The following is a 17095-nucleotide window of genomic DNA, read 5'->3' as shown; positions in this document are numbered from 1 at the left end:
CTACGGCTAATAAAGATAGTGCGGCGCGGCGTTTTCATTGATGTAGAAATAACAAAGGGCGCTGTGATTCACTCACAACACCCATAATATTTCGACTTTTCAGCGCGGCTTATCGCCACAGGCTCTATTTAGAACAGGCTCGCGAAGAACAGCTTAACGTAGTCTATTAAACGTTTGAACAAACCGCCCTGTTCAACCGCTTCAAGCGCGATCAAAGGCTGAGTTTGAACATCTTCGCCATCAACGGTGTAATGAACCACACCTAGAGTTTGACCTTCTGCAATTGGCGCTTTCAGTTCAGAGTTAAGCTCGATAGATGCAGTCAGCTTTTTACTGTCTGACTTAGGCAACGTAATGAACGTGTCTTCTGCCACACCTAATTTCAATGTGTCTTGCTCACCAAACCATACCTTCTCTTCAGCCACTTGATCGCCGCCTTTATGCGGGTTTAGTGTATCGAAGAAACGGAAACCGTAGCTCAACAGCTGTTTGCTGTCTGATTCACGGCTCTTAACGCTTGATGCGCCCATCACAACCGCGATAAGTCTCATCTCACCTTGTGTCGCTGAACTCGCCAAACTGTAGCCAGCACCAGAGGTGTAGCCCGTTTTCATGCCATCAACGGTTAAGCTTCTATCACGCAACAAGCCATTACGGTTATGTTGAGTGATGCCGTTGTAACTGAAAGAGCGTTCGCTGTATAAGCCATACACATCCGGTAAATCACGAATAATGGCACGACCGAGTAACGCGATATCGTAAGGAGTCGAATAGAGGTCGTCTGCATCCAAACCATGTGCATTGGCAAAATGGGTGTTTTCTAGCTTCAGAGAGGTAGCCCAAGAGTTCATCAGGTCAACGAATGCATCTTGTGAGCCTGCAACATGCTCTGCAATCGCAACGCTAGCATCATTACCGGATTGAATAATCAAGCCACGATAAAGATCCATCATTGCTACATCGGTGTTTACTTCGATGAACATTTTTGAAGAGTCTGGGAAGTTCTTCGCCCACGCGTTCTCACTGATTCGTACCTGATCATCAGCAGAGATGTTGCCTCGCTTCATCTCTTGACCTGCCACATAACTGGTCATCAGTTTGGTCAAGCTTGCTGGGTTTAACTTCGTATGTGCGTTTTTTTCTACCAGCACATCACCAGAATTAAAATCAATTAACACATACCCTTTTGCGCCTAGGCTAGGTGGGCTTGGTACTATAGAAGGTGCTGCGATAGCTGCATTACTTACCATCGCGGCGTTACTTACAATGAATATACTTAATAGAGGGAGAGAGTATTTGGAAAACAGTTTCATTGAATCAAACCTAAGTTAACGTTTTGAGCAGTATAGACAAATGCTAGCAAAAGAAGCGCGAACTTTACGTTGCTTTACGTATTTGTACCATTCGTTACAAATAAAAAAGTATAATCTGCGATCTGACCATATTTTCCACAACTAATATTTACTCCACGAATGCATTCAACGCCTAATGCTATCGCTCAGGCATGCGTCTAAATAACATTTCAACAAAGCCAGTAATACGCTGTTTGCTCTCGCTTGGCTCTAAATCAGGTTGGATGCCAGACTGTGCTAATGCTTGCCATTGTACGACCTCTGAGTTAGGTACGAAAAACGCAATGTACAACGACCCTTTCTCCGCGACTTTACCTTCACCATCGTAAAATGGCACACCAGTAGATAGCCTAATCGCATCGAAGATAGACTCATCGTTCAGTTCCGATTCTTCCGCTAATCCAAAGCCTACAACAACATCACCGACACCATCCTGCTTTAACTGATAACCTTTACTTGAGAGCTGTTCTTGAATCGAATCACGCACTAAATCGGTTACCACGGTTTCATCGTATTTTTGAGAAAGGTAAACCTTTTCTGACTCAGGGTGCCAGGAGTACGTCATCACGCCGTGTTTCATGAAACCAAAGTCACCGCTAGTGACCACACCATAATTGTGTGTGGGTGGTATTTCTTGCGTAGAGCATGCGGTCAGCCCAATAGCCATCAAAGCCAATAGTGCTGCTTTTTTTATGCTTTTTGTTGCACAAATGGATCGTTTTATCATTCGAGGCTTCCTTACCTATATAAGAATAACTATCAATTCAACCTCCAACATAAATAGTAATTATGTTAATAGAAAGGTCATTAAACGTTTGCGTAATCGCTAACCTTCACCTCTGTCTGTTTTGGGGGTTTAATCACAAAAACAGAGTTGGTATAGTTCTCCCCGTTAAACAAAACCAGACCATTCGAGGCACGGAGCTTCCTCAATCATCTCATGAAGAGAAGAATTGGTACCGACAAAGTATCGGCAAATTTAAGAGGGTCAAACAATGGAATTCAATATGGTTGAAATTTTAGGTTACGCTGCGTCTATTATGGTCGCAATTTCATTAACAATGAAAGATATCGTTCGTCTGCGTGTCCTTAACTTTATTGGCTGTGCACTCTTCACAGCATACGGCATCATGATTGACGCATGGCCAGTTGCAGCCACCAACGGCTTTATCGCTTGTGTAAACATCTACTTCCTTGCAAAAATGCAAAAGGAAAAAAAAACGGAAGCGATGAAAGCAGCGAAAGCTTAAATTAACGATTAGCCTTTCAAATAATTCTGAAAAAGCCCAAATAGAGCGATCTATTTGGGCTTTTTTGTGTTTGTCGTTCTCAAGAGCTCGATTTGTGTGAACAAAACTTTTCAATTCAATGAGGCTTTCAACCGATCACATGTAAGCAACGTGATATTCGTTCTCTCGATACGCTTGAGTGTTGTTACGTCCACTCTCTTTTGCTTGATAAAGCGCTTTGTCGGCTTTATCGATAGCGGTTTCAATGTCAGTCAGTGCTTGAGCATGGCAACAACCAGCGCTGATTGTTACTGGCGACACTAAGCCTTGAAGTTGCTCAACACATAACCGTAACGCCTCTGATAATTCGAATAACTCATGTTCATCACAATCAAACGTCACCAAAATAAACTCTTCACCGCCATAGCGTGCAATCAAACGACGACGGTTAACAAATCTCTTCAGTGATTTTGCGACCTCACAGATAACCCTATCGCCTTGAGCATGACCATATTGATCGTTCACCCGCTTGAAATGGTCAATATCCAGCAAAATGACACCGACATTTGTTAGCGGATAAGGCGACCTTTGAGTAATTTTCAGTTTTAGCTGCTCGATAAAACTCCGTCGGCTAGGAAGGCCTGTGAGGTAATCGAGGCTCGCAACATCCAATATTTTGAGATGACGATGCCGCAGGTAAAGCACCAGAACAACAATGATACTCAGTAGACTAACAACCAACGTCATCAAACTTGCCAACAATAAGCTGTGGTTCTTGTTGAGCTCTTGTTCTAAGACACCAGCAGAAATAACCCAATTAAGATACGGATAAAACTTGTAGAAGATGTTTTTACTCGTCGTGCCATCTGCCGTAGAGATAGAGTATCTAAAGTGACCTTCAGGTTCATCGACGACTTTATCGATAAGCAACTCTGAAGAGTCATCAATCAAGGTTTTTAAGTGCTCGTGTTCAAAGTTAGGTTGAAGGACTAACGTGCCTTGTAAATCAACGATATATACATAGCCACTATCGCCATACGAGTACTTTCTCAATTTGTCTTTAAGTGCTTCGAGATCAACCAGGTACATCAGTTCATCTTTATAGGTGGTCGCCACCAATGTATTGCCACTCGGTAGCCTCACTGAATATGCGACCTTCGCACGCTTGCCAACTTCATGTGGATTGGCGTGCGAGTATTGGGTCATTCCAGACTGTAAGCTCAGTTGTTGTTGAATATGGGTTAAATGCGCGCGATTTTTCCCTTGTAAAAACGGGTGATATAGATGAATACCTTGTGGTGACATCAGGTAGATATAACCAGACTCTCCAATCACCAATTCGTTGGCAATTCGAATGACTTCTTCAACTTCTTGTTCTGGAGAGACACGCAGTGCGTGAGAGGCGACGGTATCAGTCACACCTTTTAGATAGGTTTTGATCGCTTCGTTGACTGTGGTGTCTACGATGTCGTAACTCGCGTTCACAATAGTACGAAAGAAGAATTGGTTGGAATCTAATAATGATTCTTTCGTCCGGTTGAATTGAACAGCAGAGAGGATCAGAGAAACTACGGCCAGCACAATTGAGAAACTAAGAATGTATTTACGTCTGACTTTCAAGATTACCCCATAGCTTTCTAATATTAGGTAACGCTATTTTTTGTTATAGGCAGACTGTTTTATATCATACTTATCTTTTTTACTGAACGAGTGTCGATATTCTGAGAGGTTTCTATACGCAATCTGTGACTTATAGCAAAAACGCCGAACTGGATTCAGTTCGGCGTTTTAATTTTACGCTTCAGTCATGTATTTAAATCAAACTAAGGTATTGATAAATAAACTTAAAATCATTCTCATTCGTTATCTATGAATACATAATCTAGCGTTAGATTAAGAACAAACCTGAGTCCAGCTACCATCACTGCCCGGTTCAGAACTTGTCCACCAGTTTGCTTGGTAAATACTGCCGTTGTGAACCACTTGGTCACCTGTGTTTGCATGGCTTGGATTACCTGCCCAATCTTTCTGAGGTAAGTCTGGGTAAACCGCTAAACCTGCCGTATCACATGTACCTGGATTGGTGCCACCATCGCCAGGGTTACCGCCACCTGAACTGATATCACCTAATGGTAGATCTGGCTGCTCGAAGCTAAACGCGTAATCAACGCCACCGACATTCACCGCGTAGTTAGCAGGGCCAGAAATTGGCAAGTAATACACCATGTCTAACTCATACACACCGCCAGCAGGAAGCTCTTCCCATGTCGGCAACGTAAACGCCACTCGGTGCATGGTTCCATCTAGTCCACCGATGTTATCCGCGCGAGTATGACCTGAAGCAATCACGGTCAAACCACCACCCGATTGATCTTTCGCGTTATCAGGTGCAGATACTGGGATATCGAATTGGAACTCAGTTCCACCCGGAAGAGCTTGCCCTGTGTTGTTCGTGAACGTGATCTTAGGGTTGATTGGGTAGTTTTGGTCACCGACTTTGAAGCCACCAACCGATACCGCGATATCTAGCGCTTCTGTTGGAATAGCACCCGTCGCTACTTTGTTTCCATATGGTGTTGCAGACTTAAACTTATCGTAGATAGCTTTCGTCATGGTGTTACCCATGTGGAACTCACCGTTACCGCTGTTACACGCTTGTTCGGTCGTATCGATAGACGTTCGGTTGCCATTCGCATCGAGAACATAACAGTTATAATCCCCTGCTAGTTCCCAGAACATAATGCCGCCGATCTCTTTGTCGATAACGTAGTCCGCTTTCACGTCGATAGACTGTTTATCTTCTGTTGAAAGGAATACGCCCTTCTCTGCGTTCCACAACCAAGGGGCAACCGCCACACTGTCGTAGTTTCTCGTGTAAGTGCCCGTTAGAACATCTGAAGGATCATTCACAGGATCAAGCTTGTAAGCTTCAGCGTAAGAGCCCCAAATACCCTTCTCTAGGTTCTTCGCGTGCCACATAGGGTTAGAACCCGCGCCCATTTCGTTACCTTTTGGATCGGTATCGTGCCACATGTTGTCGATACCAATAGCGCCATGGCCACAGTTGTTTTTCTCGCCTTCACCCGTACCCGCTGAACATTCAGATTGGTTTGGCAGTGCTGCTCGGCCCCAAAGACCATTCTCACCACCCGTTACGCCTTGCCAACCACGAGTGTAGTAAGGCACACCGATGTTAATACGGCCTGCTGGCATAGAACCACGGAAGTAATGGTAAGCCCAATCCGTGTTCAGATAACCAATACCACCGTAAGCCGCCGTGTCGTATACGTTCCACTGCGCTAGCTCTGAATCTTTACCCGTATCAAACAAGGCTGCGTTATGACCTACGTGATCGTTCCACGCACCGTGAAGGTCGTAAGACATGATGTTTACGTAATCGAGGTACTTGGTTACATCGAATGTTTCCATACCGCGTAATAGGTAACCAGAAGAAGGCGCTGCGATCGTTAACATGTAGTGATTGCCATCTTGCGCAGACGCCGCATCGAGCTTCTCACGTAGCACTTTCATCAACACTTGGTACGAAGCCCACAGGTATTGACGACGTGGTTCCATGAAGTCTTTGTCGTATGGATTACCGGCACCCGCCATTGAGGTTGGGTATTCGTAATCGATATCTAGACCATCGAACTGGTACTTACGCAGCATTTCGACCGCTGAAGTCGCGAATGTTTCGATACCTTGATGGTTGATAGAACCATCAGCATTGGTCGTCATGGTGTAGAAACCACCATCAGCCACGCGGCTGCCATCAGTCGCGAAGTGACCACCTGTTTCAGCCCAACCACCGATTGAGATTAACGTTTTCACGCCGTGTTTTTTCTTCGCTGTCGCTAATGCACCGAAGTGACCTTTGAAGCCTAATGCCGGATCAACTTCCACACCCGGCCACTCTTTACCAACCGCTGCGTTATTTGGATCGTTTACATCACCGACGTTTACTTTGCCATCTGAACCGATGCTCACGAAAGCGTAGTTAATGTGTGTGAGTTGTTCCCAAGGAATATCATTTACTAGGTAAGCAGCTTGTGGGTCATCCCCTGCACGCCAACTTGTGAAGTAACCAATGACACGACGGGGATGGTCTGCACCCATTTTCTCACGGCCTTCATCATCGTAAATTGTACAGTAAGGAACATCGACACCTTGAGTTTGATATAAGCCATCAGGGCGACATGTGCTCACTGTTGGAGCGCCGTTCACGGTCAAAGATGCCAACGCAGAATCTGCAGTCGCACCTTGGTCGTCTGTTGCTTTCGCGTAAACCGCTAAAGAACCCGCTTGAGTTGTTGTGTAATCTAACGTGTAAGGGCTCGTTGCAGCAGTGCCCACAAGAGCACCCGCTACGTAGAAATCAACCTTATCAACCGTGCCATCGCTATCTGCTGCCGTTGCTGTCAGTGTGACTACACCACCAACATCAACAGATGTCACTGAAAGTGCAACTGAAACTGTCGGTGCTTCATTCCCTGGTTGTGCTGAATCAACAGAAACAGAAACCGCACTTGCAACACTTGCTGCGCCTTCATTATCCGTTGCAACAACAGAAACCTGATGATTACCCGACGTTGCAGCCCAAGTCGCTTCGAAAGGTGCCGCTGTGACTACCGCAACAGATGCGCCATCAACAAAGAACTCAACCGAAGCCACACTGCCATCAGAATCTAGTGCTGTTGCACTCAATACAACATTATCGCCTTCAGTAATCACGTCAGAAGCAGAGGGTGCCGTTAATGAAGCCGTTGGTACTTCATTTGGCGTACCGCCACCTCCGCCACCACTACACACATCAATCTTTTTCCATTGTGCATAGTCACCCTCAAATTGGCTCGGGTTGTTATTTTGATTCCAGTAATTCGCTGAGTACGCGCTGCCGTCATGTGAAACCTGATCACCACCGGTGTACACCGTGGCGGAATCCCACGCTTCTAACGTTGAACAATCCACAGCCGCGTAGCTGTTGAACGCCATTAAGCATGACGCGGTGAGAGTACTGAGTGTAAAAACCTTCTTGGCCACTCTTCCTTGGTTTAGGTGCATGTTAGCTGTCCCTTAAGTTATTGTTTCAAGATGCTTAATTTAAGTGTCATATTTCTCATCACTTAAATCTCTTCGCAAAACAACTGTAGGTAACAGTGCCAATTTAACACCTAAAATATTCGATATTTATAAAATGACTCGCATTAATTTGTTTATAGCATGCAATGAGTCGACACTTATTTTGCACGAACAACTAATATTAAATTTATTTCGGTACGCTAAAAAATATCGCCTAATTCGTATCCTTAATTACAAAACTCTATTCATATCTGCTTTATTTGTTCGTTCTGAAATTTCGTTTTAAAACTAACCAAAAGGGATTGATTTCGCCGTAGAACTGATTTCTTTTCTAAATTTGCCCACTTTTTCTTAACAATTGTGGTAGTATCGCGGATTTTTTTGACGAACCTCACATTTCCAATGCAAGTGTGGGAGAAATACATAGGCTCGAAAGAGCCAAATATAGCGAAGAAATAATGTCCAACTTGACGCAAGTCGCCAACGAAAACATCAACGCAGAATCTACTTCTATCGATTTCAATAAAGCTCAATCTTTGGGTGAAAAACTGGAACTCGGAAACCCAGTCTTTTGGCTTAGTGGCAGTTTTTTAACCCTCTTTGTCATCCTAGCCTTCACCAACACCTCCGTGTTGTCCGAACTTGTAAACATCGGCTTTAGTTATTCAACTAAGTGGTTCGGTGCTTTCTGGCAAGTCCTACTACTTCTCAACTTCATTATCGGTTTAGTGCTTGCACTAGGTCGCACCGGCCACGTTCGCTTAGGAACGCTTGCCCTACCTGAAATGACCACCTTTAAATGGATGTCTATCGTCCTATGTACGCTGCTAGCCGGCGGTGGTGTGTTCTGGGCAGCCGCAGAGCCTATCGCTCACTTTGTTTCAGCTCCGCCACTGTATGGCAACGCAGATCCTCAAGCGATGGCGTTCAATGCTCTATCACAATCTTTCATGCACTGGGGTTTCCTTGCATGGGCAATCTTAGGTGGTTTGTCTTCCATCGTGTTAATGCACTTGCATTACGACAAAGGCCTTCCTCTTAAGCCTCGCACTCTGCTTTACCCAGTACTTGGCGACAAAGCGATTAACAGTTGGGTTGGTAACGTTGTCGACGCATGCAGCATCGTGGCTGTAGCCGCAGGTACTATCGGCCCTATCGGCTTCCTTGGCCTACAAATCAGCTACGCACTGAGCGAACTGTTTGGCATTTCAGACAGCTTTGCAACTCAAAGTGTTGTTATTATCTTTGCTATCGCAATGTACACGCTTTCTGCTTTGAGCGGCGTGAACAAAGGTATCCAACTGGTAAGCCGTTACAACATCATCTTGTCTGTGTGTCTAATCGGCTACATCCTTCTTGTTGGCCCAACGAGCTTCATCGTTGATGGCTACCTGCAAGGTATGGGCGAAATGGTTGATAACTTCATCCCAATGGCGCTATACCGCCAAGATACAGCATGGCTAGGTGGCTGGACTGTGTTCTTCTGGGGTTGGTTCTTAGGTTATGGCCCAATGATGGCGATCTTCATTGCTCGTATCTCACGTGGCCGTACTATTCGCCAAATGATCGTTTCTATTAGCATCGTTGCACCGCTTGTAACGTGTTTCTGGTTCAGCATCGTTGGTGGTAGTGGTCTAGCGTTTGAATTAGAGAACCCAGGTGTGATTTCTAGTGCGTTCGAAGGCTTCAACCTTCCGGCGGTTCTTCTAGCAATTACCGCGCAACTGCCGTTCCCAACTCTGATTGCAATTCTGTTCCTGATCCTGACGACCACGTTCATCGTGACAACAGGTGACTCAATGACTTACACCATCAGTGTGGTAATGACGGGTACGACAGAGCCAAACGCAGCGGTACGTACTTTCTGGGGTATCATCATGGGTGCGGTAGCGATCGCACTTATCTCAATGGGTTCAGGCGGCATCTCCGCTCTACAGTCGTTCATTGTAATCACAGCGGTTCCGGTATCGTTTATCTTGCTCCCGTGTCTATGGCACGCGCCGAAGATCGCGAAGCAGATGGCAAGAGATCAAGGTATCGCTTAATACCTGACCCGATTTAGTTTCGGGTAGCGTAGAACACTAAAAAGCCACTCAAGTGATTCACCTGAGTGGCTTTGTTTTATCTGTTCGTTACTTCTATCTACGAAGCTTATTTCAATCGATAGTTCGGCTTATTGAAACTTTTCACCCGCAGCAACCATAAACGACATCTCAACCAGTAGCTCAGGATTAGCAAGTTCTGCTTTCACGCATGCACGGCTTGGCGCGCAGCCTTCAGGGAACCACGCTTCCCAAACTTCATTGAGTGCATCAAAGTTAGCGAAATCCGTGAGATAAATAGTCACTGACAATACGCGAGATTTGTCGCTGTCTACCAAACTCATCATTTCTTCGGCTTGTTCGAAGATTTGCTGAACCTGACTCTTAATTCCTGCTGTTGTATCCGTCTCTGCCACTTCCACAAAGCTTGCAATACCGTTAAAAACAGTTACATCAGACCAACGTTTGGTCGGGTTAATTCTATGAATTTTCACTGGTTATACTCTTCTTATAATTAGGGTGAACATCAGCGTAATCTAATCCAAATCATGAATATTGAAAACAAAAATTAGAAAGCTCGCGTTACCTTTTGAACAGCACTATCGCCTACCCATTGCTTTGGTTCTCAACATCACTAGCCTTTGAGTTCCTATCGAGACAATAAGTCGCTACCTATTAAGTTTTTAGATAAATATATTAATTATTATTCTCAATGCGAAATTTAATCTGAACTCTTGCGGTCATATTCAAGGATTTTATTAAATGGAGTACTTTTATGCATGTTCAAACCTATGATTTAAAACAGAGTAATGTGGGATATAACCTTGGAGTGGTTGGAGTAGCATTAGTGCTCGCTTGGATTGGAATTTATAAGTTTACGCCAACTGAAGCGATGCTCATTGAACCGCTAATCGCGAATCATCCTGCAATGAACTGGCTTTACAATCTGTTCTCAGTACAAGCTGTGTCTAACATGGTGGGTGGCGCGGAGATCATCGTCGCTATTGGATTGATCGTTGGATTTAAGAAGCCGACAGTAGCTTTCTACTCAGGCATTGCTGCATCGGCTATCTTTGTTGTGACACTTAGCTTCCTGGTTACAACGCCAAACGCTTGGAAAGTATCGGATGGCATCTTAGTCACTAACTTCTTCCTAGTGAAAGATATCCTGTTTTTGGCTATCGCGATTAGCGTAATCGAACATAACAAACCTCAGAAGTAACCGTAAATCTAGAAGTGGCCAAACCTAGAAGTAACCTTAAACCTTTAAATAAAAAGACTCGAAGCTGGCTAGAAGGACGCTGCCAGCTTCTAATGTATAAGGCACTGATAGTCACCTAGTCAGCTAAAACCTTACGATAATAATTAGCATCTTGATGTTCTCCTTTAAACACCGCGTAGCTCTCAACATACTCGACCAATTCAAAACCGGTATTGGATAAGATTTTGTTGGAACCGATATTGCCCACTAACGCATAGGCATCAACATATTTAAGGTTGGTCTGTTCCTCCAAATAGAGTAGAAACTGCTTTACTGCGTTAGACGCAATGCCTTTTGAAGCAAAGGAACGACCTACTCGATACCCTAGCTCTCCACTATGGGCGATCTGGTCGATACCGCGGATGTTGATTCTTCCACAGACAGTGCCATTGGCATCTTTGATCAACATAGGAATCATCTCACCATTCTCGTATTCAGTTAGAAAGCTGGTGATTTGCTCGGTCACACCTGCATTTGAATAGAAGCTATCACCCCTAACTGGAATAAATTGCTCAAACCACTCTCGATTTTCGACCTCAAAATCCAAAAGCGCACTCGCGTCATTCGGTTGAAGTAAGTGTAAAAATACATCCATGACAAATACTCTAATGTTTCCCTAAAAAGCCGCACCTTATGATTCATGAACCACGGCTTATTAATACGGTTACGGTAAACCTCTCAATTTCTTGGCTGGGTTACCTGCATAGATACCTTTCTCAGTAATGTCTTTCGTTACCACACTGCCCGCGCCGATTACTGCACCTTCGCAAATGCTGACAGACAGAACCGTAGCGTTAGAACCGATCGTGACGTTGTCAGCTATCAAGGTACGCCCCCAACTTTCAGGATTAGGATCTGGCTTGCCCTCTTTGAATAAGTCGTTGGCAAACATGACTCCGTGACCAACAAAGCAGTCACTTCCAATGGTCACATACTCACAGATAAAGGTGTGAGATTGAATCTTGCTTCTCGCACCTATCACGGTGTTCTTTTGAATCTCAACAAAGGGGCCAACGAACACATCATCTTTAAGCTCACAGCCATAAACGTTACTTGGCTCGATGATAGTGACATTCTCGCCACAGGTAATATCAGTAATCTGTGACTTTAATACTCTTGGACTTGCCATACTTCACTTCCTCTCGACATTAGCGTCACAATTCAACCTAAGAGATTGTGCCGTAGCCATTAAAGTGCAGCAAATAGATATGTTGAGAGTTGGCAATGGATCAGAAATTCTGCATAAATTAAAACAGTCCTACCAGCACAACTGACAACAGCACCCCACCGATAAAACTTGGGGCGTGGAATGGCTGAGCTTTAGATCTAACGTACTCTTTTTGAAGGTCTTCTTGGTAAGTTTTAACGGCGAGTTCTTTTACGTAGTTATTTTGCATAATAAGCTCCTTCTTAATCAGTAAGAGAAGCTTAAGACTTGAAGTTAGGTTGAGGTAAAGCAAAAAATCAGATTAATTGAACACTTTATTTTTGTTACTCGAGGATTACCCTGAACACATCGTTATTCACGCCGCCAACATCTACTAACTCTCCCGGTTTCATTAGAAGCGAGGTGTTAAGCTGTCGTGTTGAACGTGGCTCTTTCATTTCTCGAATCACTAACATATCGACAAAGTAGCCTGAGTTTTGCTTTGATATTGAGCCCGAGAAAGTAACACTCTCTTTTCTATTGGCTAGCACCGAATTAAATGTTTTATCCTCTAAAACACCTGCAGAGATGGATGTATCACCATAAAAAAGCGTGATAGTTGTCGGATCAGGCATTAGCTTTTGATTAGACGAACAACCCATAAGGGATAGGCACAGCAGTAAAATAATTCGAAATTGCATAAACTGGTTTTCTTTCGTTAAGCGTCTGTTTTTCATATTAAAACACTTCGACTTAATAATCACCATATGTCGGGTCGAAGCTTGGTTATATTGCTTCGAATAAGTTGTGTAGCGAGGCTTGGGATTGGCAGTATCTGTGGCGAGTTAGCAGATCAGACCGCCGGCTTATGTTTCGACTCAATGTTTAAGAGCTAAAGCTGGGATCTGATCGCTATTATCGAGAAGGGTGCAATTAATTTAAGCAACCACGTCTTGTGGTGGCGTACCTTCGCAGTTAGAAACGACGGCATCAATTTGAATTAGAGCATTCATAGGGATCTCTGAAACCCCAACCACCGTTCTTGCCGGTAAATCAGTGTTAAAGAATGCGGTGTAGATTTCGTTTACCGCATCAATATCTGAAATATCCTTAAGTTGAATATTAATTTTCACCGTATCGTCCATGCTATGGTCAACACTTTCAATTATCGCCTTAATATTTTTTAAACATTGTTCCGCTTGCTCTTTTACACCACCAGCAACAATTTCATTTGTTTTCGGGTCTAAAGGCAATTGTCCTGAAATATGATTGTAGTGAGAGAAAGCAACAGTATGCGAATAAGGCATGAATGGTGCTGCAACAGTATTATTGGTTTCAATAACCAGTAAGCGAGTGTCTTCTGGTAATTGCGGCGGTGTACCGTCACCATGTGAAACGGATGTATCAATTTGAATTAAAGCGCCCATTGGTAATTCAGCTGCGTTAACAACGGTACGAGCAGGAACGTAGCTTGGGAAGAATTTAGCACATATTTCATTTACCACTTCCGCATCTGCGATATTTTTTACGTAGATAGTCGTTTTAACCACATCATTCATGACATGTCCGATGCTTTCTAAAATAGCTTTAATGTTTGATAGACATTGGGCCGTTTGCGCTTCGATACCACCATCAACCAACTCACCTGTGGTTACATCTATCGGTAACTGAGCTGAAAGATTGTTGTAGTGAGAAAAAGCCGCAGTCTGCGTGGACACAGCACTTTGAGGCGCATTATCCGTATTCCTTGATACCTTAACTAGTGCGCAAGGTGCTTGTGGTTTAGTGCCTTCACCGTTAGAAATGAGAGCATCCATTTGAACCAGCGCATCGCTGCTTGGCAGTGCAGTGACACCCACGACAGTGCGTGTTGGAAGGCTGTTGTGGAAGAAGTTTTTGTAAACTTCATCAATAGCATCGATATCAGAAATATTCTTAACGAAAACATTAATCTTCACGACATCATCCATAACATGGTCGATGCTTTCAACAATCGCTTTAATATTATTCAAACATTGTGCTGCTTGATCTTTAATATCACCGATGACTATTTCACCCGTTTTAGGGTCAATCGGAAGTTGAGCAGAAAAGTTATTATAATGAGAAAAAGCGACCGTTTGTGTAGATACAGAATTAATTGGTGCGTTTTCAGTGTTTCTTGAAATTTTAATGATATCGCTACTCATCGGTATTATCCTTTAAATAAAATAGGTATACGTATTTATATTTAACAATCGTATTTGGAAGAATGATTAAAGTAGCGCCATGTTAAGTGAATTATTTTAGGGTAAACGTGATATCCATCAGACTCTCAGTTGACTATAAATCAGCAAGTTACAGAATAATTAGTCATCAAACGACTAATTATCCGTCGTACTAGGCTTTATCAACTGCTAAATTATCTTCAATTTTAAGTCTATTCAATAATCCTGAATACTCTCTCTGATAGTACGGTGAGTAATTCCAGAATTTTAGATAATATTTGATAGGTTGTTCACACTAAAACTTCGTTAATAGCTAAGTTAGTGAGTTTCTCCCCTATACCTGTGCATAAACTCTTAGACTATTTAATTAATTATTTTCGAGAGCTTATTTTATATAAGTACGTTAATAATATATTCGAGAATCAAATACCTACAATCTGACAATGCCTATGATTAGATACATTTACTCATATAATTCAACAAATATGAGCAATCGTCACCATAGCTTTTGGCATTATAGCTCTCAACACATAGTTTCGTTGAAAGAAGAACTAAACCGCTCTTGGAGTAGTATTGAAGTGGCGCTTAAATTCGCGGCTAAATTGAGATGGGCTGGAGTAACCGACTCGACGTGCAGCATCATTAATACGAAGGCCTTCTAGTTGAATCAGCTCTTTGGCTTTATTAAGTCTAACCTTTTTCAAGTATTGAAGAGGTGATTCAAAGGTGACATTACGGAATGCATTGTGGAAGGCAGACACGCTCATGTTGGCTTCGTCAGCAAGCGATTGAACGGTGATGGTTTGGTCGTACTCTTCATGCACTTTAGACAGCGCTTTGGCGACACGTGCGTAATGGCCGTCATGATGGGCCAAATCAAACAGCACTCGCCCTTCTGAACCTGTTAATGCGCGGTAGACAATCTCGCTGACCATGGCATCACCCAATATGTTGGCTTCAATGTCACAATGTAGAGTTTTGACCAATCGAGTAAAGCTCTCCAGCATTTGCTCTTCCATTGGCGCCGATTCTAAGCCGCTCGAATTCTGCTTGTGCTTGTTGCAGTAGCTCTCTAGAAAGCCTTGGTCTTCCAGCTTTTTGACTAAGCTATGCAAGCGCTGAGAATCGATGCTTATCGACAAACCAAGCAATGGTTCGCCATTTACAGGCAAGGCTTCACACTCCAATGGCATTGGCACGCCTACCACAAGATAATCACCAGCAGCGTAAGTAACGGGTCTGTCGCCAATGTAGATGTTCTTTTTGCCCTGCCCGAGCATGATAATACCCGACTGGTAAGTGAATGGCTGACGCTGATTCCCGCCACTGCTTCTATACAACCACACACCGCCAATTTCAGTTTCTCTGATCCCTTCGAGATCATCCCAACCTTTGTGTTCTACATAAGACTGTAACAACTGCGCGAGTGTTTTCATAAGTGGCGACTTTCCATTCCAAGTGCTAAGAGTAAGTAAGCTAAAGCAGAGAAAGAATATCAATTTTGTAGAAATAGGCAATTTATTTGGAGGATCAGCTCTTCATCACCCTAGATTACTGTACTAATATGCAAATATAGAAATTGAGCAATCAAATAAAATAACAAATTGAGCTTTACACAAGGAATCTCTAATGCAATTCACTTATGTTAACCCTACAGTTATCCACTTCGGCCAAGGCCAAATCAACGCTATCAGCCAAGCGGTTGATACTTCGAAGAAAGTACTAGTCATCTACGGTGGCGGTTCAATCAAAAGCAACGGTGTTTACGACCAAGTTGTCGCTTCTCTAAAGGATCACGCTTGGATTGAGTTCGCGGGTGTTGAAGCTAACCCAACGAAAGAGACGCTAGATAAAGCCGTCGCTCTTGTTAAAGAAGAAAACGTAGAGTTCATTATCGCTGTTGGCGGTGGTTCAGTAATCGACGGTTCTAAGTACGTTGCTGCAGCGGCTAAATACGACGGCGACGGTTGGGATATCCTAGCGGGTAAACACCAAGTAACAGAAGCGACACCAATTGGTGCGGTACTGACTCTTCCTGCGACAGGTTCTGAATCTAACATGGGTGCTGTAATCACTCGTAAAGAGACTCAAGAGAAACTGGCGTTCATGAACCCTGCAGTACAACCTAAGTTCGCGGTTATGGATCCAGATGTAATGAAGTCTCTACCTGAACGCCAACTGATCAACGGCTTAGTTGATGCGTGGGTTCACGTATGTGAGCAATACATCACAATGCCAACAGACGCGATGGTTCAAGACGGTTACGCAGAAACACTGCTTAAGAACCTACTTGTACTGGGTAAGCAATACGACGAGCGTGACAACGACGCTTGGCGTGCAAACCTAATGTGGACTGCAAACCAAGCGCTTAACGGCCTGATTGGTACTGGCGTTCCTCAAGATTGGGCAACACACATGATTGGCCATGAGTTCACTGCACTATGGCACGTCGACCACGCACGTTCTCTTGCGATTGTTCAACCTTCACTACTTCGTAATCAAATCGAAGCGAAGCGTGGCAAGCTAGAGCAAATGGGTCGCAACGTATTTGGCCTAGAAGCGGGTGCTGATTTAGCCGAGCGTACAATCGCGGCAATCGAAGCCTTCTACCACAGCCTAGACGTTCCAACCATGTTCGACGGTTACGAAGCAACGAAAGCGGCAGCAATCGACAACGTTGTTGCTCAACTTGAATCACACGGTTACCTGCAACTTGGCGAAAACCAAGCAATCACGCCAGAGAAAACGCGTGAGATTTTAGAGTCTGCGATTCACTAAGAA

At 43.8% G+C, this 17095-nt stretch carries 15 protein-coding genes; 4 read left to right on the top strand and 11 right to left on the bottom strand.

Annotated features, from left to right (window positions below):
• Positions 1-128: 128 nt before the first annotated feature.
• Positions 129-1313, bottom strand: coding sequence for a D-alanyl-D-alanine carboxypeptidase family protein (locus AB4329_RS04215; RefSeq protein ID WP_017064476.1), 1185 nt, complete (start codon positions 1311-1313; stop codon positions 129-131).
• A gap of 178 nt (positions 1314-1491) precedes the next feature.
• A complete protein-coding gene (locus AB4329_RS04210) occupies positions 1492-2079 on the bottom strand; it encodes a DUF4136 domain-containing protein (RefSeq protein WP_136981894.1) in 588 nt (195 codons plus the stop codon).
• A gap of 268 nt (positions 2080-2347) precedes the next feature.
• Between AB4329_RS04210 and AB4329_RS04205 the strand changes: the two genes are divergently transcribed.
• Positions 2348-2602 (top strand): YgjV family protein, encoded by a 255-nt coding sequence (locus AB4329_RS04205; RefSeq protein WP_017068159.1) that lies wholly within the window; start codon positions 2348-2350, stop codon positions 2600-2602.
• A gap of 135 nt (positions 2603-2737) precedes the next feature.
• Here the strand turns inward: AB4329_RS04205 and AB4329_RS04200 are convergent, their stop codons facing one another.
• Together AB4329_RS04200 and AB4329_RS04195 are read right to left on the bottom strand one after the other, a co-directional pair.
• Positions 2738-4201, bottom strand: coding sequence for a diguanylate cyclase domain-containing protein (locus AB4329_RS04200; protein WP_372125421.1), 1464 nt, complete (start codon positions 4199-4201; stop codon positions 2738-2740).
• A gap of 273 nt (positions 4202-4474) precedes the next feature.
• Positions 4475-7642: a chitinase C-terminal domain-containing protein gene (locus tag AB4329_RS04195; protein WP_372082877.1), complete on the bottom strand. Its 3168-nt coding sequence runs from the start codon at positions 7640-7642 to the stop codon at positions 4475-4477.
• A 476-nt stretch (positions 7643-8118) separates the two neighbouring features.
• On the opposite strand from AB4329_RS04195, the gene AB4329_RS04190 reads away from it, so the two are divergent.
• Complete coding sequence (locus AB4329_RS04190; protein WP_017072212.1) at positions 8119-9705, top strand: BCCT family transporter; 1587 nt, start codon at positions 8119-8121, stop codon at positions 9703-9705.
• A 128-nt stretch (positions 9706-9833) separates the two neighbouring features.
• Here the strand turns inward: AB4329_RS04190 and AB4329_RS04185 are convergent, their stop codons facing one another.
• Entirely contained in the window at positions 9834-10196 is a 363-nt protein-coding gene (locus AB4329_RS04185) for a RidA family protein (protein ID WP_017062654.1), read from the bottom strand.
• A 281-nt stretch (positions 10197-10477) separates the two neighbouring features.
• On the opposite strand from AB4329_RS04185, the gene AB4329_RS04180 reads away from it, so the two are divergent.
• Positions 10478-10924, top strand: a complete 447-nt coding sequence (locus tag AB4329_RS04180) for a DUF417 family protein (protein ID WP_017064470.1) — start codon at positions 10478-10480, stop codon at positions 10922-10924.
• A 115-nt stretch (positions 10925-11039) separates the two neighbouring features.
• Here the strand turns inward: AB4329_RS04180 and AB4329_RS04175 are convergent, their stop codons facing one another.
• The 6 genes from AB4329_RS04175 to AB4329_RS04150 form a co-directional block, all read right to left on the bottom strand.
• Positions 11040-11558 (bottom strand): GNAT family N-acetyltransferase, encoded by a 519-nt coding sequence (locus AB4329_RS04175; RefSeq protein ID WP_372137697.1) that lies wholly within the window; start codon positions 11556-11558, stop codon positions 11040-11042.
• Positions 11559-11627: 69 nt separating this feature from the next.
• Positions 11628-12092, bottom strand: coding sequence for an acyltransferase (locus tag AB4329_RS04170; RefSeq protein WP_017062657.1), 465 nt, complete (start codon positions 12090-12092; stop codon positions 11628-11630).
• 118 nt (positions 12093-12210) lie between these two features.
• Entirely contained in the window at positions 12211-12360 is a 150-nt protein-coding gene (locus AB4329_RS04165; protein ID WP_017062658.1) for a hypothetical protein, read from the bottom strand.
• 94 nt (positions 12361-12454) lie between these two features.
• Positions 12455-12811: a hypothetical protein gene (locus tag AB4329_RS04160; protein ID WP_136981907.1), complete on the bottom strand. Its 357-nt coding sequence runs from the start codon at positions 12809-12811 to the stop codon at positions 12455-12457.
• A gap of 237 nt (positions 12812-13048) precedes the next feature.
• Positions 13049-14296, bottom strand: coding sequence for a RidA family protein (locus AB4329_RS04155; protein WP_136981896.1), 1248 nt, complete (start codon positions 14294-14296; stop codon positions 13049-13051).
• Between the two features lie 569 nt (positions 14297-14865).
• Positions 14866-15750 carry an AraC family transcriptional regulator N-terminal domain-containing protein gene (locus tag AB4329_RS04150; protein WP_372137696.1) on the bottom strand — a complete coding sequence of 295 codons (885 nt, stop codon included), beginning with the start codon at positions 15748-15750 and terminating at the stop codon, positions 14866-14868.
• 193 nt (positions 15751-15943) lie between these two features.
• Between AB4329_RS04150 and AB4329_RS04145 the strand changes: the two genes are divergently transcribed.
• Positions 15944-17092: an iron-containing alcohol dehydrogenase gene (locus AB4329_RS04145; RefSeq protein ID WP_004731461.1), complete on the top strand. Its 1149-nt coding sequence runs from the start codon at positions 15944-15946 to the stop codon at positions 17090-17092.
• Positions 17093-17095: the final 3 nt, after the last annotated feature.

The sequence above is a fragment of the Vibrio sp. 10N.261.54.A5 genome, assembly GCF_041471145.1.
GTDB lineage: Bacteria > Pseudomonadota > Gammaproteobacteria > Enterobacterales > Vibrionaceae > Vibrio > Vibrio crassostreae_C.
This window is presented reverse-complemented; position numbering and strand designations above follow the sequence as displayed.